This window comes from Pseudomonas sp. V98_8 (assembly GCF_029967975.1).
Classification (GTDB): Bacteria; Pseudomonadota; Gammaproteobacteria; order Pseudomonadales; family Pseudomonadaceae; genus Aquipseudomonas; species Aquipseudomonas umsongensis.
The window spans coordinates 57280-75379 of record NZ_JASCAE010000002.1 but is presented as its reverse complement, the minus strand read 5'-3'; the positions used below and the strand labels follow the sequence as shown (position 1 = coordinate 75379).

15 protein-coding genes are annotated in these 18100 nt (G+C 60.2%); 11 read left to right on the top strand and 4 right to left on the bottom strand.

Annotated elements, in window-relative coordinates; all coding sequences use genetic code 11:
• The first annotated feature begins 61 nt into the window (after positions 1–61).
• Entirely contained in the window at positions 62–4912 is a 4851-nt protein-coding gene (locus tag QLG10_RS01935; RefSeq protein ID WP_282485323.1) for a DUF6543 domain-containing protein, read from the top strand.
• Positions 4913–5008: 96 nt separating this feature from the next.
• Positions 5009–6010 carry a FecR family protein gene (locus QLG10_RS01930; protein WP_282485322.1) on the top strand — a complete coding sequence of 334 codons (1002 nt, stop codon included), beginning with the start codon at positions 5009–5011 and terminating at the stop codon, positions 6008–6010.
• Between the two features lie 54 nt (positions 6011–6064).
• Here QLG10_RS01930 and QLG10_RS01925 read toward each other — a convergent pair whose 3' ends face one another.
• A complete protein-coding gene (locus tag QLG10_RS01925; protein ID WP_282485321.1) occupies positions 6065–8401 on the bottom strand; it encodes an acylase in 2337 nt (778 codons plus the stop codon).
• 255 nt (positions 8402–8656) lie between these two features.
• Between QLG10_RS01925 and QLG10_RS01920 the strand changes: the two genes are divergently transcribed.
• Entirely contained in the window at positions 8657–9028 is a 372-nt protein-coding gene (locus QLG10_RS01920) for a fe2+ zn2+ uptake regulation protein (RefSeq protein ID WP_188264513.1), read from the top strand.
• Positions 9029–9051: 23 nt separating this feature from the next.
• On the opposite strand, the gene QLG10_RS01915 is transcribed toward QLG10_RS01920, so the two are convergent.
• Positions 9052–9240, bottom strand: coding sequence for a hypothetical protein (locus QLG10_RS01915; protein WP_075945084.1), 189 nt, complete (start codon positions 9238–9240; stop codon positions 9052–9054).
• A gap of 379 nt (positions 9241–9619) precedes the next feature.
• Here QLG10_RS01915 and QLG10_RS01910 point away from each other — a divergent pair, with 379 nt between their 5' ends.
• The 7 genes from QLG10_RS01910 to QLG10_RS01880 all read left to right on the top strand — a co-directional run bounded on the left by QLG10_RS01910 (position 9620) and on the right by QLG10_RS01880 (position 14556).
• Positions 9620–10066 (top strand): DUF411 domain-containing protein, encoded by a 447-nt coding sequence (locus QLG10_RS01910; protein WP_188264514.1) that lies wholly within the window; start codon positions 9620–9622, stop codon positions 10064–10066.
• A complete protein-coding gene (locus tag QLG10_RS01905) occupies positions 10066–10500 on the top strand; it encodes a YqaA family protein (protein WP_282485454.1) in 435 nt (144 codons plus the stop codon). The genes QLG10_RS01910 and QLG10_RS01905 overlap by 1 nt, the downstream gene beginning before the upstream one ends.
• Positions 10501–10583: 83 nt before the next feature.
• Positions 10584–11606 (top strand): alpha/beta hydrolase, encoded by a 1023-nt coding sequence (locus QLG10_RS01900; RefSeq protein ID WP_282485320.1) that lies wholly within the window; start codon positions 10584–10586, stop codon positions 11604–11606.
• A 13-nt stretch (positions 11607–11619) separates the two neighbouring features.
• Positions 11620–12573 (top strand): D-2-hydroxyacid dehydrogenase family protein, encoded by a 954-nt coding sequence (locus QLG10_RS01895; protein WP_188264516.1) that lies wholly within the window; start codon positions 11620–11622, stop codon positions 12571–12573.
• 139 nt (positions 12574–12712) lie between these two features.
• Positions 12713–13246, top strand: coding sequence for a tetratricopeptide repeat protein (locus tag QLG10_RS01890; protein WP_110747631.1), 534 nt, complete (start codon positions 12713–12715; stop codon positions 13244–13246).
• 54 nt (positions 13247–13300) lie between these two features.
• On the top strand, positions 13301–13798 hold the full coding sequence (locus tag QLG10_RS01885; RefSeq protein WP_177411566.1) for a sigma-70 family RNA polymerase sigma factor: 498 nt from the start codon (positions 13301–13303) through the stop codon (positions 13796–13798).
• Entirely contained in the window at positions 13795–14556 is a 762-nt protein-coding gene (locus QLG10_RS01880; protein ID WP_110747637.1) for a transcriptional regulator, read from the top strand. Before QLG10_RS01885 ends, QLG10_RS01880 begins: the two co-directional genes overlap by 4 nt.
• A gap of 104 nt (positions 14557–14660) precedes the next feature.
• Here the strand turns inward: QLG10_RS01880 and QLG10_RS01875 are convergent, their stop codons facing one another.
• Positions 14661–15959: an ATP-binding protein gene (locus QLG10_RS01875; RefSeq protein ID WP_110747640.1), complete on the bottom strand. Its 1299-nt coding sequence runs from the start codon at positions 15957–15959 to the stop codon at positions 14661–14663.
• 4 nt (positions 15960–15963) lie between these two features.
• Positions 15964–16665, bottom strand: coding sequence for a response regulator transcription factor (locus QLG10_RS01870; RefSeq protein WP_020797194.1), 702 nt, complete (start codon positions 16663–16665; stop codon positions 15964–15966).
• A 264-nt stretch (positions 16666–16929) separates the two neighbouring features.
• On the opposite strand from QLG10_RS01870, the gene QLG10_RS01865 reads away from it, so the two are divergent.
• On the top strand, positions 16930–18087 hold the full coding sequence (locus QLG10_RS01865; RefSeq protein WP_282485319.1) for an efflux RND transporter periplasmic adaptor subunit: 1158 nt from the start codon (positions 16930–16932) through the stop codon (positions 18085–18087).
• Positions 18088–18100: the final 13 nt, after the last annotated feature.

The window sequence follows — 18100 nt, the reverse complement described above, 5'->3', positions numbered from 1 at the left end:
TTGTCACCCCTTGATTCAATGACCTGCGCCGAGCAGTGTCGCAGTCCAACAAGGAAGCATCATGACAATACCTGCATTACCGTATTTTTTTGACGAGGCTGAGCGCGCGTCCACTGCCAGGGAACCCGGCGAGCGGGAAAATGCGCTGGGCTTTACCCTGGACGATCTGAGTTGGCTGAAGACGGTTTACCTGCCGACCCAGGCAGCCCGCAAAAGCCATGGAAAACCGATGCAGGTCTTCCATCTGTTGTTGTCTTTGAGCGACAAGGCCGACATCCCATTGGCCGGCAGCTTTGCCATGAGCCGACCCGGCAATGGCGAGGTCACGCTCTACACACCGTGGAAAGGCTTGATCAAATTCGCGGACATGGTCGTCCTCAAAAGCACACTCAAAGCGTGGTTGGCGCAGGCCACTGGACAACGTGAACTGTTGCGTTTCCTCTCCATCGAACAACGCATGGCCGCCGCCGCAGCACTCGATATCTCCACCCGCGAGATCGACGGTGCCGTGTTTGAAGATCAGGAACTCACGCTCAAGCAACAGCAGGAACACAACCTGAAGGCGATGATCGACGAATTGGTCAAGATGCCCTCCTTGCAATCAATGCTGGACGACACCCTCAAGCACTCGCTGTACAAGTCGTTCCCCAAACTCGACCAGCGCCTGACGCAGCTGAAAAGCTTTGTCAGTACAGGTTCTGTGTTTGATGACGGCGAAACGACTCATACGGTTGCCTCGATGCCATTGAGCAACGCGCTGCTGGTTTTTTACCTGACGAACCAGTGGCCAAGGGGCGACTCCAGGGTGTTTGCCCACCCCGAGCACGTCATCAGCAGCGATGCTGACAACCATGCCTGGGAAAGCGCGATAAAAGAAATCGCGCAGAGTCTCACCCCGCACCTGCACAGTCTGCTTGCGACGTTCTGGAACACGCCCATGGCCAATGGCTTGTCGCGACAGGCGTTTTTCGCCGAGTGCTTGCGTGGCATTTTTCACGCGAGACTGTTACACCAGCGTCAACAGGGCACATTGACCACAGAGCAATACCAGCGACTGTTGACTGTCAGCCTCGCTCCCGCCTCGACCGACCCTCTTCGCATAGAAAAAGTACGGGTCACCGCCCCCTTCAAACATTTTGCGGAACTTGCCTCGACCTTGATGATTGGCGGCGCCAACTCGTTGGGTTTCCTGTACAGCCCGTCCCGAGGCATCGAGGCCTCAAGCGACCTGCCCGCGGTGAAAAAAATCGTCCTGCAGATGCTCGAAAGCGAGGGGCATGAAGACACGTTGCTCAATTTCATGTCATTGGACGAACGCAGTACCTTTCTGGGGCTGGAACCGAACGAACGGCTGATCATCGGTGAGCCCATCGTCGGCTCGGTGTTTACTCGCTTGATGCATGACATCGTGGATAAACAGCGGCAAAACCTCAGCCATGCCTTGAGCCGTTACCGTGAAAGCGAAGGCATGCTGGACCCTCATGCCTTGCTCGACAACGCCTTGGACGTTCGGGGGTTGATCGATCAACGCTTGCTGCTGGCTGAAGCCCAGGGACGCTGGAGCACACGGCCGGACCGCGGCATTAACGCGCGACCGGCCACCGTGCGCGCCGAGTCGGCCAAACAGGAGCTGTCGCTGCTCAATTCGGTCGAACAGGCGCTCGATCAACTCCTTGAAAAACACCCGGCCATTCCCCCGCAGACCCGCACGTTCACCGATGCGCGAAGCCTGGTCAACCTGTCACTGGAGGGTTTGCAATCGAGTTTTACCCATACCCTGTCAACGGCCCTGCGCAGTGAACTGAAGCTGCGCACCGTCTCGCGCACTCTGGGTGCGTCAGAACGGGCGATCATCAAGACCGTGCTCGATACGCCCATACACTGGCAGCGAGCAGCATTGAACGGCTTTTTACCGGAAGTCTTTGCCCTGGCGTTGAAGGCTGGAGCCACTGCAACCCCGCTGAAACTGGCCAGTTGTTTTGTCTTGACTGAACGGGGTGGCCTGGATCCGGTGCACTCGGGCAAAGCCATTCTGTGGACGCCGGCACTGGGATTTGAAGCCTTCAAGTCACTGACGCCACTAAAGGACGAGCTCGAACGGCGCCTTGAAAACGAAAATCATCGTTTTATGCTCTTGGAAAACCTCGGCCGCAGCGAGCGGTCGCCCGGCAAAGTCTACACGCTGGCGCCGCTGCAACGGATTCATGGGCATTTCCTCGAACATGTGCAAAAGCCCTTCGTTGATCTGGACCAAGCCTTCGTCACCCGTGCGCTGACCACCCCTCTCTCCCCCGCGCCGCTGGCCAACCTGTTGAATCTGGTAGCCCTGCGTGAGCCGATGACCGGGCTCAGTCGCGCGACCGACATCGCCCAGTCCCTGACCACCCAGCAAAAACTGCCAGCCTGGCTGGCCAAGGCGTCGATCAATGAGCTGATCCTGCATGGCGAGCTGCTTGAGCAATACCTGAAAAACGTAAAGGACGACCAGGATTACCTCACCGGCATCCGCTCATTGCAGCGCACTGCCCACCATGAACTGGAAAAACAACTCAAGGCAGACAACTTCAACATCGACCCCGACAAGGTCCAGGTCGAGATCAGCGCGGGTCCCAGGTCTGCATCCAGCAGCCAGACGCTGACCGAATTTGCGTTGGCTCACCTCAAGGACCTCGACACCATCCGCCTCGAACTGACGCCCCTGGACACCACGGTCATTGCGCAAGGCTTCGACGAACGCTACATCAAAGACCTGATACGCAATCTGAAACCGGGTGAGCATCAGCGGAAAATCCTCAGCGCAGCCCTCGCCGACACCGAGGCAAACAGGGTTCGCCGGCAGCGTTTCTACACGCAACTGCCCTGGCAACTGATGCACTACGCCCATGAAGAAAAACTGCAGGAGCGCTTGAGCGAAACCGGTTTTGACCTTGTCCGCCAAGTCATGGACATGCCGGACGCCATCGCCCGAGCCGCCGTCGAAGGTGCCCACGCCATCATCCGGCCTTTGGAGTTCCTCGGTGTCAGGAGCGGCCAAACCGTAAAGGTGCCTGGCATCTACCTGATCGGTTCATCGGCAGATGACACAGCGCCGCAGGTGCTGTTGGCCCCTCACAGTCCTCAGCACGGGATGAAGGAATACGCAAGCGAAGCCCAGTTGTTGGCCGAACTGAAGACACGCGGCCCATTGCTCGATTGGATACTCATGAACCTGGAGAACCCCGAGCGGATCTTGCTGGAGACGCGGATGGCAACGTCCAGCAACCGGACGACAAGAGCCGTGCCGGTGGCCTCGGGCAATACCAGAGCCGACGTCACGCTGGCATCCAACCCCATCAAGGGGCACCTGTTCGGTCAATTGTTCCATGACAATGCCGCGTTGTTGAGCCGATTGCTCGGTTGTCAGTCCGATGACGGAAAGCAGGGTGAATGGGCAACCATCAAGCACGTTCTGGGTGAAGACCTGCACGAGGCCTATTCGTTTTTCATGGGCAAGCTCGCCTACCCTGTCACGGTGTACTCCAGCTACCGTGACATCAAGCAATCCGCCGAAGACCTGCAAACGCATAAATGGTCGTCGGCCATCAAGAGGTTCATCAGCGGCATTGCTCAACTCGCTTCGTTGCGCCAATCGCTGGACATTCCCGCACCGCCGACTTCCAGGCCGACCGATGCGCTGCAAGAAAAACCTGAAGCCGCCTGCAAATGGCAAGACATCAAGGTTACCGCCCCCGAACGCACTGGCCTGAAGCATCATGAAAGCCTGCACGTCGACCTGGCTTCGCTCAAGCCCGACTCAACGCTCGGGCTCTACGCGCACCCGGCGACCCGGCAAGTTTACGGGCCGGTGGAAGGCAAGGTATTTGCGGTGGCCAAACGCGGCACCCGCTGGCGCATCGCTGGCACACAGGCGCTCGGCCCTTATCTACGGCAAAACGAATCGAAACAATGGGTGCTCGACCGGGCTGCATCCGCACCGCAATTTGGCCTCATCCGCCGACTGGATGCGCTGGCAGCGGCCTGGGACGGCATGAACATCGACGCCCATGGAATGGCGCAAATACGACGCCTTTTCCCGCTAAAGGCCCGGCAAATCGACGAAGCGCTGGACCTGGCGACGAGCTATGCCTGGAACAGTTTTCAAAACCTGCAGTTGCTGAAGAACGCCAACGACACGACCACCCCCGTGCACGAACTCATCAAGCGTTTCATCGACGTGCCAGAAGTACTGCCCGCACATGTGGAAAAGCTGGAAAAAGTCGTGGGCGACATGTTTGCCGCCTTGTTGGACCCTTCGCTCAGAAAGGCCAAGTCCGATCGTTTTGTCGTCGGCAGGGTAATCGAAGGCGCCGAGAGTACATTCGGTTTTGTCGTTCCGAAGGACATAAAAAAGAAAATCTACCTGGGAGAAAAGTTCTTTGACTCCAGTTACGAGCATTACCGCCAACACCTTACCGACAAGGCCTTCCCGATCAGTACGCATGCACGGGCGACGACTCTCCTGCATGAACTTTCACACATCGTTTGTGACTCCGAGGACATTTCCTACATGGATCCTGGTAGACCTTTCGCCGATCTGATCGGCACTGCCAGTGGGACCGCCAGGCAGCTCAAAAATGCTTTGACCAGTGTTCAGGACACCGCGTTGTCGATCAAGACACCCTACACACAACTGTTCATGACCCAGGATCCCGACACTGGCGAGTGGGAAGATCCGGGAAGTTCTACTCTTGCAGATACCGATCGGGTCAAAGCGCATATCCTGGCGTTGACCGGCGCAGAAAACCTGAGCGGTGCTCGCGAGACCTTCAAGAGAAACTCACTGGTCCGGCTGGCGGTACAACTTGGCAACGCGGATAGCGTGGCCTGGTTAATCAGTCAGCTCGGACGGGTGTTACACACCCACACGCCTTGATTCAGAAAATAAACAGCCGTTTGATGGGTAAATGCCATGACGGCTGTTTTCGCAAGCTGCCCTCAAGGTTAGAATGCGGGAAATCAGGATGAGTCAATGACCGACACCCCTCTCCCGCAAGCCCAGTTTGACGCCATTACCGAAGCCGCCGCGCATTGGTGCATGCGCCTGCATGAACCCGACTGCACCGTTGAAGAGCGCCAGGCATTCGAGCAGTGGCTGGATGTTCATCCACTGCATCTGGTCGAATACGAGGCCATGCTGGAAATCTGGGAAGTTGCAGGCGATCTTCCGCGACCAGACTCCAGCGTTGCGCCAATGGTGCGCCGCACCCGGGCGTCCTGGCGCACTGTCGGCATGGCGGCGGCCGTTTGTGCATTGGCGTTGCCGTTGGCGGCGTACAGCGGCTGGAACCTGGGCTGGCTGCCCAATTCGTATCAACACTTCGAGGCGACCGACAGTGTGCGTCAGGTCACCTTGAACGACGGCAGCCAGGTGGAACTGAACCTGGGCAGCGAGTTGACCTACAGCAACTACAAGGATCGACGCCAGGTCACCCTGGGAAAAGGCGAGGCGTTCTTCAGCGTCAGCCACGACGCGTCGCACCCATTCGTCGTCAAGGCGTCCGAAGGCCGAATCCGGGTCACCGGGACAAAATTCAACGTCTGGATGTATGAAGACCAGGTGAAGGTAAACCTGGTCGAAGGCTCGGTACTGGTCAGCAGCAACGATGACCTGTCGAGGGATGGCTTGAGGCTCGGCCCTTCGATGCAAGCGAGCTATCGCCATGGCGACCACATTCCGCGGATCAGCCAGACCTACGACAACGACAACTCGCTGGCCTGGCGCAACGGCAAACTGGTGCTCGACGACCTGACGCTCAGCGATGCCCTGCCATTGATCAACCGCTACCTCGAAAACCCCTTGATGGTCGCCGACAACAGCACCGGCGCGATCCGCATCGGCGGCATCTACAACATCAAGGAGCTTGATACCCTGGTGACGTCCCTGCCCAAGGTGCTGCCGGTCTACCTGACCCGCAACAAGGACGGCAACCCGGTCCTCAACTCCATTCCGCAGCAAGCCCCGAAAAGCTGAAGGCCGCCGCCCACGCGGCTGCGGGCTTCACGCCTCAATCAACCCGCCTTCAGCTTACTGGGTACCCCCCCTGGCGTTGTGTTCGTGGATGGTCTGGGCCTGATAGTCCGGGTCCGCCAGGATCTGTTGCTCGGTGAATGGCAACACACTGAGCTGCTTCTTCGAAAAAGCCAGCGTCTGGTCCCGCGAGTATTTCGAGGCTGGATCGCTCGACAGCGAAAATGCCAGAAGCCCCTTGGCCTGCGGGCCCTGTTCATCGAACGTCACCACTTGCAGGTAGCTGGTACCGCTGACCACTTCGCGTTTGCCGTCGCTCCTGGGCACGCTCTGGATGGCGTTGTAGACGCCCAACGTACCTGGCCCGCCATGGATCGGCGTTTGCTCCCCACCGCTGCTGACCACTTGGACATCGCCCCAGCGGGCATCTTTCCTGAGCCCTGACGCCTGGACCTGCTCTACCGATGCCAGCATCGCTTGGCGCAACGCCTGCGCCACTTGTGGACGATCAATCGCCAGGCCTCGCGGCGTGTGTTGCGGGTCCAGCGGATCGAACGCCACGCGCCAGGCATCGGGCAGCTGATCCAGCGCCTCCATGACATTCTGGAAATGCACGAAGCCCATGCCGCTGTCGAGGTTGGCCTTGCGATCCCAGGCCTTGAGGCTGGCACACAGCGGCGCCAGCGCCTGCGCATCGGCCCCCAGGTCGGCCGCGCAGAATTGCAACAGGTCCGGCATCACTTGCGTCGCCTGATACACCTGGTCATCCAGCACCATCTGTTGCAGATCCGCCGCCGCGATCGGCCCGGACCTGGCCAGTGAACCCAGGCGATCCAGGGCGAACCGCGCGCGCAGCCCCAAGGGTTGGCCGTCCTGGCTGATCAATGGCGAGAACCCGGTGAGCGGCTGCGCCGGGTTGGCCAGCCAGGCCGAATCATTGGAATGCTGCACGAAGTCCTTGCGTAGCAGTTGCGGCAATAGGCTCGCGGCAAAAATGCCTTTTTGTGCGGCGTGCGGGTCGATGTCCCAGGCGCAGGCGCTGTTTGAACCGTCGAGGATGATCATCTGCAAGCCGATTCGTGGATCACTGCACTGCGCGAGTTTTTCGCTGCTCACGTTCGGCACCACCGACAGGTTCATGTACAGCGTCTGGCCCTGATCGTCCGCCGCCAGGGTGTTGACCCACGGGATGCCCTGGATTTCATGGACCGAAGCCTGGAACTCCTTGAGGCTGCCGGCACGGTTCATGGCGTACCACTGCTGCAACACCCGGTCATTGTCCAGGTTGGCATCGCGCAAGCTGTAGGCGAACTGCCTATCCCAATCCAGCTTGCCCGGCCATTGCACAATCGGACCGAATTGCGAGCTGTACACCACGTGGGACACCGCTTTGACCGTGCCATCCCGCTGCTTGAGGTCAACCGTCAGCGTCTGTTTGTGCATTGGCAGGGATTGGCCATCGAGCAGGTAACGGGTCGGATCCTTAGGATCGAGCTGCAGTCGATACAGCGTGAAGTGTTTGGACGAATCCACCGTGTGGGTCCAGGCCAGGTGCTGGTTGAAACCGATATTGATCAACGGCAATCCAGGCAATGCGGCGCCCATGACGTCCAGCTTGCCAGGGATGGTCAGGTGCATCTGGTAGAAACGCATCCCGCCGACCCACGGAAAATGCGGGTTGGCCAGCAACATGCCGCGTCCGTTGAAGGAACGCTCGCTGCCCACCGCCACCGCGTTGCTGCCACGATCGAGGGCAAAGCGCTGCAAGCGTAAAGCGGCCACCTGGAACGAAGCCTGCTCATGGCCAGTGGCGGCGACCGCGGCCGGCGGCGTCGCACCCGCCAGAGCTTCGGCGAACTGCCCGACGCCGCCTTCGACCAGCAAGCGCCGGGTCAGCTTGACCAGATCCATCGCGGTAATGTCCCGCACCCAATCGCCCTGGCACTGCGGCGGCAGGCCACGCGCCCGACGCTCGCCCAGGAAACGGTTGTAACCGGCCACATAACCTTCCATCAGCTGCCGAACTTCAGGGGGTTGCGCCTGCCAGAAAGCATCGACCGCCTGCGGGGTGTTCAACCAGATGAAAAACAGATCGCTGAGGCGGTTTTCCCGACCTTCGACGGTGAACGGGTCGGGGCCGAACAAGCGTGAGCGTTGACCGTTCACCGTGGCGATCTCGTTGGCCAGCAAACACAGGTTATCCTGAGCGTAGGCATAGCCGATGCCGTAACCGAGCCCCCGCTCGTTCTCGGCTCGAATATGTGGCACACCGAAACCGGTCCGGCGGATATCGGCACTCGCCTGACCAGGCGGGTTGTGTGCACTCGCCGCAACGCTCAGCCCGAGAAATACACCCGCCAGGCTGATCCTGGCTAACTGGCTGGAAATAATCACACTCGCTCCTGATCGAAAACCGATGGTCACAGTTCTGCGTACAGACTGCGCATCCTGTTAGGGACGAAGCAAACGACGAAAATTTAGGAGACTGGATGGCGGTCGCGGACCGCATTTCAACGCCACCTTACACAGTGGTCACATCATGACGACGAAATTTCTACATTTAAGTCTTCATGATTTGGGTCGCTCATGCGTCTGTAAGGCAAGAGCGCCCAATTTTTCCCGATCAGGCTCTGAAAAGGAGTTTTTGCAATGTACAACTCGCAACTGCCAACGGACGGTAGCAAAGCGCCAAAGGGCACTTCCATTGGGGTCGGTGTTTTCGACCAGCGTACCGAGCGCCACGGCAACGAGCGCATCCGTATCCTGCTCAAGAGCTTTGGCCTGCGAACCAGTCTGATTCGCCTGAAAGTCATCGACGCCTTGCTGTCGGCCGCCGAGAACGACCGCAGCCTGGGCGTGCGCGGCGTGCACACGCACTTGCTGGAACTGGATATTCCCTTATCGTTCCTGAGTGTGCGCGAGGTGTTGAAACGCCTGTGCACCGAAGGCGTGATTGTCCTCAATGCGGACAAGAGCTACAGCCTCCACCCACGCGCCGCCGCCCTGCTGAGCCACGACTGATCGAGCCAGGCCCGGCGCGCCGCTCAGGGCTTGACCTTGCGGCGCATCACGCCGTTGACGACCACCACGACCACCGCCACGCCGATGGCGATGTACTGGAACAGTTTTTCACTGATGACGCCGGTGTTCTGCAAATACGAAAGGCCAAACATGATTCCCAGTACCACGAGGGAGATCAGAATCGAGTATTTCAAACGTTGCGATTGAGTCATTGGTAATTCCTGAAGCTGAAATATGTATCCGCTGTGCATCCATCAGACGGGGGCTTATGTTACAGCCGATGAAGATTTTTAGCTTTATCGCGGCGAAGGCCGCCTGACAGCCGCCCATGTATGATCGTTCCCATGCTCTGCGCGGAAATGCCGCCAGGGACGCTCCGCGTTCCGCTGACAACGCATGACGTGAGCCGTGTGCAACGGGTGCGGCCGCCCACCTGACAAACTTGTCATCTTCCCCTCATCCGCCTGACAACTTTGATCTACGATAATAAGGCCAAGCAACTCGGTAGCAATTCGAAACAAACTCGGAACGCCTACCCGCTAAAAACCTTCAAAATATGATTTTCGCCCGCTACCCGAGACCCCTTCCCCCATGCGAACCCATTTACGTCTGGCTGCCTTGGGCGCCCTGTTCATTTCCTCCCTGGCCCAAGCCGCCGACCTGATCCCGATCGAGGTCCATCGTGATGCCAATTGCGGTTGCTGCAAGAAATGGATCAGCCATCTCGAAGCCAATGGTTTCAAGGTAGAAGACCATGTCGAAAGCAACATGAGCGAGTTCAAGCAACAACACGGAGTACCTCCGCGCCTGGCCTCGTGCCATACCGGCTTGATCAACGGCAAATTCGTGGAAGGCCATGTGCCAGCCGATCAAGTGCTGGCCCTGAGCAAGCGCGATGACCTGCTCGGTGTTGCCGCCCCTGGCATGCCCATGGGCTCGCCGGGCATGGAAATGGACGGCATGAGCGATGCCTATCAGGTGATCGGCCTGAAAAAGGACGGTACGGATGTCGTGGTGGCGGATTACCCCGCCCATTGATTTTCACTGCCTGCTTCGGCTTGTTCCTGGCGGCGTTCGGTGCCGCGACTTTACTGCCGCTGCAGTCCGAAGCGGTGCTGGTCGGGCTGATACTCAGCGATCGGTACTGGCTGTGGTTGCTGCTGGCTGTCGCCACGCTGGGCAACGTCCTCGGTTCAGTGGTGAACTGGTTGCTGGGACGCGCCATCGAGCGCTTTCGGGACCGGCGCTGGTTCCCGGTCAGCGCCAGACACCTGGAAAACGCCCGTCGTCACTATCAACGTTACGGCCACTGGTCGTTACTGCTCAGTTGGCTGCCGGTAATCGGCGACCCACTGACCCTGGTGGCCGGCGTCATGCGCGAGCCGCTGGGGCGTTTCCTGTTGATCGTGACCCTGGCCAAAGGCGCCCGTTATGGCGCAGTGGCGTTGGCCACCCTGGGGTGGATGAGTTGAACCAAGTGCCGCGGCGATTGCCTGTTTAATGTCGCCCTAATCGTGCCGATCCAGCATCGGCGGATTTTCAACGGAGTTCATCCATGCCCCTTACCCGCTCAAGCTGGCTGCCCGGCCTGCTGCTGACCGCCGCCATGCCCGCCATCGCTGCCGAGGGCCCGGTCTACGGCCCCGAGCTGCAAGGCTTCGAATACCCCTACACCGTCAAGCATTTTGCGTTCGAGTCCCAGGGCAAATCCCTGCAAATGGGCTACATGGACGTGGCAGCCCATGGCAAGGCCAACGGCCGCAACGTGGTGCTGATGCATGGCAAGAACTTCTGCGGCGCCACCTGGGAGACCTCGATCAAGGCGCTGAGCGATGCCGGCTATCGGGTCATTGCCCCGGACCAGATCGGTTTCTGCACGTCCAGCAAACCGGACCATTATCAGTACACCTTCCAGCAACTGGCGAGCAACACCCAGCAACTGCTCAAGGCCCTCGGCATCCAGAAAGCCAGCTTGCTCGGACATTCCACCGGCGGCATGCTCGCCACCCGCTATGCGCTGCAATATCCCGAACAGGTCGACCAGCTTGCGATGGTGAACCCGATCGGCCTGGAGGACTGGAAAGCCCTCGGCGTGCCTTATCGCACCGTCGATCAATGGTATGAGCGCGAACTGAAGGTGACAGCCGAAGGCATCCACGACTACCAGCGCAACACCTATTATGATGGCCGCTGGAAACCCGAATTCGACCGCTGGGTAGACATGTACGCCGGCATGGCCAAGGGCCCTGGTAAAAACCAGGTCGCCTGGAACTCGGCTTTGATCTACGACATGATTTTCACCCAGCCGGTCTACTACGAGTTCAAGGACCTGAAGGTGCCGACCTTGCTGCTGATCGGCACCGCCGACACCACGGCGATCAACAAAGACATCGCGCCCCCCGAGGTCAAGGCGAAAATCGGTGATTACAATGCGCTCGGCAAGCAGGTGGCGAAACTGATTCCCCAATCGACCCTCGTCGAATTCCCCGGCATGGGCCACGCGCCGCAGATGGAAGAGCCGGCGCAGTTTCACAAGGCCTTGCTTGGCTGGCTGGACAAAACCAACCCCGTTCCTTGATGAGGTAAGGCTGATGGCGGTACAGATTGCAGTGATCGATGATTGGCAGGATGTGGCCCGCGACGTGGTGGACTGGTCGGCGCTGGAGACCATCGGCCAGGTCGCGTTCATCCACGACTACCCCGCTGACAACCCGACCCTGGCCACGCGCCTGGGCGAGTTTGAAGTGATCTGCGTGATGCGCGAGCGCACGCGCTTCGACGAAGACCTGCTGCGCCGCTTGCCCAATCTCAAGCTGCTGGTGACCGGTGGCATGCGCAATGCCGCCCTCGATCTCAAGGCCGCTGCTGCGCTCGGCATTCAGGTCTGTGGCACCGACAGCTATAAACATGCCGCGCCGGAGCTGACCTGGGCCTTGATCATGGCCGCCACCCGCAACCTGGTGGTCGAAGCCAACGCCTTGCGCGCCGGAAAGTGGCAACAAGGCCTCGGTGGCGACCTGCATGGCAAGACCCTGGCAATCCTGGGCCTGGGCAGCATTGGCCAACGGGTCGCCCGCTTCGGCCAGGCGTTCGGCATGCGGGTCATCGCCTGGAGTGAAAACCTCAGCGCCGAACGCGCCGCCGAGTTCGACGTGACCTACGTCAGCAAGCAGCAATTGTTCGAGCAGGCCGACGTGTTGTCGGTGCACCTGGTACTCAGTGAGCGCAGCCGTGGCATGGTGGACGCCCAGGCGTTGGCATGGATGAAGCCCACGGCGCTACTGGTCAACACCGCCCGCGGGCCGATTGTCGATGAAGCGGCGCTGATCAAGGCCCTGCAGAAACAACGCCTGGGAGGCGCGGCGCTGGACGTGTTCGAGCAAGAGCCCCTACCCGCGCATCATCCATTCAGAACCCTGGACAACGTGCTGGCAACGCCCCATGTCGGGTACGTCAGCCAGCAAAATTACCATCTATTTTTTGCGCAGATGATCGAGGACATCCAGGCCTGGGCGGCGGAAAAACCGATTCGTCTACTGAATTGACAGCCCCCGGTAAGCTGGGGCTTTTGTTGCAAAAAATCGCCCAAGAAAAATGAATAAATGTTCAGGCCGAGGTGTTTATGTTTCGCATGAAGGGTCATCAGCCCTTCTCAACGTTTTCGGCCCGTTCGGAGCATTGCCCATGAATCGCCGTCTCTCGATTGTTACTGCACCACTGGTGCTTGCCGTCGCGCTGTCCAGCTCCCTGGCATGGGCCAACGGCGAGGAAGATACTCCTGCCAAACCGCAGTGCCCTCGAGGGCAGGTGTTCGACAGCAAGGCACAAAGGTGCGTCAAGCAAACCAGCATGCTCTTGCCGGACGCCGACCGTACCGACTACGCCTATCAGCTGGCCAAGGACGGGCGTTACGAAGAAGCCCTGGCCCTGCTCGATACGCTCAAGCAACCCAACACCGCCAAGGCCTTGAACTATCGGGGCTACGCTACGCGTAAACTGGGACGGACCGATGAAGGCATCGGTTATTACCTGCAGTCGGTCACGCTTGATCCGCAATATGCGCTGGTTCGCGAGTACCTTGGCGAAGCCTATGTGATCAAGGGCCGGCTGGACCTCGCCCGGGAACAGTTGCAGCAGATCAAATCGATCTGCGGCAACACCACCTGCGAGCAATACCAGGACCTCGCCGAAGCCATCAACGCGTCATCGAAAACCTGACAACCCGATTGGAGGGAGGTCGCTATCGCCAGCGATCAGGAAATTAGGGCAGAACTGGGACAGCACCTGGCGCGTCTGTGGCGTTACGGCTTGCTGTTGTCCCGACAACGGCATGTCGCCGAGGACTTGGTGCAGGCCACCTGCGTGCGGGCGCTCGAACGCGGCGGGCAATTTGAATCGGGCACGCGCATGGACCGTTGGCTGATGAGCATTCTGCATTCAATCTGGATCAATGAAGTGCGAGCCCGCCGAGTGCAGCAGGGCCAGGGCGTGGTGGATGCCGATCAAGCCCTGTCGTTCGATGGCGAACAAGCGGCACAGACCCATGTTCGCGCCGCGCAGGTGATCCGGCGCGTAGAGGCGTTGCCCGAGGCCCAGCGCGAAACGGTGTTTCTGGCCTACGTCGAAGGCTTGTCCTACCGCGAGGTGGCCGATGTCCTGCAAGTCCCCATCGGCACCGTGATGAGTCGACTGGCCGCCGCCCGGCTGAAACTCGCCGAGTATCCGCCCCTGCACACGGTGCCGAACCCTTCCACCGGAGAACGTCGATGAACGCGAAACTGTCGGATGAGCAACTGGTGGCCTACCTGGACAACCAGCTCGATGCCGAACAACGCAGCCGCATCGATGCCGCCCTCGCCGAAGACCCGATGCTCGGCTTGCGCCTGCAATGGCTGGACCGCAGCAGCATGCCGTTCAAGTCAGCTTACGACGAAGTGACTCGACAAGCCCCGGTCGAGCGCCTGCAAGCCATGCTCGATACCCTGCCCGCCCCGACTCGCCCTGCACTGAGTCGGCGCTGGTTCCTCGCGGCCGCCGCCGGATTGCTGGCCGGCGGGGTGCTGGCGGACCGTCTGTTCCTCGGTTGGCAAACCAGTCAGCAGACCCACAACTGGCGCGGGCTCGTCGCCGACTACATGGTGCTCTACGTGCCGGAAACCCTCGACCATTTGCCCAGCGACGAAGCGACGCAACAGGCGCAGTTGCGCACCATCGACGCGCGATTGGGACTCAATCTGCTGCCGGCAAAACTGGCCTTGCCACGCGCCCAATTCAAGCGCGCACAAATCCTTGAATACGACGGCGTGGCTATCGCCCAGATCACTTACCTGGACCCGGTTCATGGGCCGATGGCGCTGTGCGTCACGCGCTCCAACAGCGGCAGCCGGCATTTTGCCAATGAGCGACGGCACGGGATGAACATCGTGTATTGGTCGGATATGGAGCATGCGTGGATGCTGATCGGGCGTAATTCGCTGGTGGATCTTGAGGAGATGGCCACGCAATTACGCACTCGGATCAGCACCTGACCCTTGTAGGAGCTTCCGCAGGCTGCGATCTTTTGATCTTGATATTGGAAGAAGCAAGATCAAAAGATCGCAGCCTGCGGCAGCTCCTACCGGGTGATGATGGATCAGGGCGCTGTCGGCAACCACAGCCGAAACCTTGCCCCACCCAACGGCGACGCTTGCACCGTCAACGTTCCACCCTGGGCTTCCAATGCCCGACGGCTGATTGCCAACCCCAGGCCAAACCCGCCGGTGGCCCGATCCCGGCTGCGATCGAGTCGATAGAACGGTTCGAATATCCGCTCGCGCTCGTCATCCGGGATACCGATCCCATCGTCGTCCACCCAGATCTCACAGCCTTTGGGGCACACCTGTACACCGACCTGAATGCGCCTTTCGCAGTAGCGCATGGCATTGCGCAACAGGTTTTGCAGGGCGCGGGCGGTCAGGCGTGGGTCGAGGCTAAAGCGTTCGAGCTGGCCGTGCAGCAACACGTCGATGACGATATCCGGCGATTGTTCTTCGTCGACGCTGCCCAGGATGCTGTCGATGAATTCATCCAGCGACACTTCGATAGGCTCCGGTAAACGTGCGGGGTTTTGCAGGCGGCTGTACGACAGCAATTCCAGCACCAGTTCGTCGAGCTCACGAATGTGATTGACCAATCCCTGCAAACGCTCGCGGCTGGTGGCGGGCAAATCATCGGAAAGGGCCAGGGCCAGGCCAAAATCCAGGCGGGTCAATGGCGTGCGCAATTCGTGGGATACGGCATTGAGCAGGTCCCGCTGTTGATTCAGCAGGTTCTCGATGTCGCCAGCCATCGTGTCGAAAACGTTGGCCAGGCTGCCGATGTTGGAGCTGGCGGCAATCTGCGTACGCTCGCTCAAGTGCCCCTTGCCGAAGCGTTCCGCCGCGCTCTTGAGACGTTCCAGGTCACGCCAGTGCGGGCGCAGCCACAGCAGCAGACAGGCAAGCATGGTGGCGCCGATCAGCACGTTGATGCTCCAGTACAACAGGCTGACGTCCATCGGGTCTGGGGGTACGACCATTTGCACCACGGTGTGCTCGTTCAGCGGTGCCACCGCCAGGGTACGCCAGCCCCAGTCGCCAACGCGCACGACGTTTTCGCCGCGCTGCAAACGCTGCTGTTCTTCGCTCGACAAGCTGGCATCGTCAATGGCGCTGAGCACGATATGCAGCGGTTCGAATTCCTTGTCCATTTGCGCGGCAAGGGCTGGCCATTGTTCGCTCGGGACGGCCTTGAACTGCCTGACCATGAGGGTTTGCAAACCGCGCGAGTAATCCAGGTTGTAGGTGAGGAAGCGCTCGTGGAAGACCTTGATCACCAGGTCCGGCACCAGGTAGATCGCGGCGCTGAACGAAACGATGGTCACCAGGTACAGGCGAAAGAGGATTCTGAACATCGTCTCAGCATTCCCACTCGGATCGACTGAACAGGTAACCCTTGCCCCACACGGTCTTGATCTTGCGAGCCTCGCCGGCATTGTCGTCGAACTTGCGCCGCAGCTTGGAGATGGCCACATCCACCGAACGGTCGGTGCCGTTGAACTCGATGCCACGCAGGCGTTGCAGGATCTGGTCGCGGCTCAACACTTCGCCAGCATGTCGGGCCAGCACCACCAGCAAGTTGTACTCGCCGCTGGACATTTCCACCGGCTGCCCGCGCCAGGTCACCGTGCGCTCGGACAAGTCGATGCACAGGTTGCCCATGAGGATGCGGTCATTGGCCGCCAATGGCTCGGCGAGGCTGCTGCGCCGTAGCAAGGTACGCACCCGGGCCAGCAGCACCCGGGGTTCGCAGGGTTTGGTGACATAGTCGTCGGCGCCCATCTCCAGGCCCAGCACCTGATCGTGGCTGTCGTCGCGGGCGGTGAGCATGAGGATCGGCAAGCTCGCTGAATCGGCGCGCAGCAGGCGGCAGACTTGCAAGCCATCGAGACCGGGCAGCATCAAGTCGAGGATCACCAGGTCCGGCGGTGTGAGCCGCGCGCGTTCGCGCACCTGATCGCCTCGACCGATCACATTGACGGAGTAACCGTTGCGTTCCAGGTAGCTGGCGATCAGCTCGGCGAGTGCGGTGTCGTCTTCGACCAGGAGGATGTTGGGCATGGGTGTTTCCAGAAATGCTGTGGTGCCGGTCAGGCCGCTTTCGCGAGCAGGCTCGCTCCCACAGGGAATGCATTTCAACTGTGGGAGCGAGCCTGCTCGCGAAGACGATCTGACAGGCGCAATAAAATTCATGGCCTGAAGGATATACGCCCTCACACACACCTGAGCAAAACCCTTACACAATTTCACACAGCACCAACAAAGCTTCACCGCTACCATCGCCGTCGCCCAGTAGGATGCTGGGGGTCACTATTGGGGTCATCCATGTCAAAGAAACTGCTTGCCGGGCTCAGCCTGATTGCACTGGCGTTGACGCTGAGCGCGTGCGACAAGGCTTCGATCGCCGAAGAACAGCCGCCATTGGCCAGCGTTCGCATCGAAACCGTCGAAACCCGAGCGCTGTCGATCAGCAGCGAATTGACCGGGCGCATTGCCGCGCCGCGCATGGCCGAGGTGCGCGCCCGCGTCGCCGGCGTGGTGCTGCAACGGGCCTTTCGCGAGGGCAGCGACGTGAAAAAGGGCGAGGTGCTGTTCCGGATCGATCCGGCACCGCTCAAGGCGGATCTCGATAGCGCCGAGGCGGTATTGCGCAAGGCCGAGGCCAACGCGTTCCAGGCGAAACTGCAAGAGCAGCGCTACGCCCAGTTGATCGACGACAAGGCCATCAGCGGCCAGGACTACGACAATGCCCGGGCCAACGCCCGGCAAACCGCCGCCGACGTGGCCGCCAGCAAGGCGGCGGTTGAACGCGCCCGGCTGAACCTTGGCTACGCCACTGTCACCGCGCCGATTTCCGGACGCATCGGCCGCGCGCTGGTCACCGAAGGCGCATTGGTCGGGCAAAACGAGACCACACCATTGGCGCTGATCCAGCAACTCGATCCGATCCACGCCGACCTGACCCAATCAACCCGCGAACTCAACGACCTGCGCCGGGCGTTCCGTTCCGGCCAATTGAAGGAAGTGGGTCAAGGCCAGGCCAAGGCGACCCTGATCCAGGACGATGGCAGCCTCTACCCGTTGCCCGGCAAGCTGCTGTTTACCGACATCACCGTCGACCCGGGCACCGGCCAGGTCATCCTGCGCAGCGAATTCCCCAACCCGGACCTTGATCTGCTGCCAGGCAGCTTCGTGCGCGTGCGCCTGGAGCAAGCCGTCAACCAGCAAGGCATCAGCGTGCCGCAACGGGCCATCCAGCGTGACAGTGCCGGCATCGCCCAGGTATTGCTGCTCGACGCAGAGCAGCGCGTCAGCCAGCAGCCGGTCGAACTGGGGCCGGTGCAGAACGACCGCTGGGTCGTCACGGGCGGTTTGAAGCCCGGCGACCGCATCGTCATCGAAGGCCTGCAACACGCCCGTCCCGGCGAAAAAGTGCAGGTTGACGACACCCCTCTTCCACTTGCCCAGGTTTCTGGCCAGTAAGCAGGACGCTTGT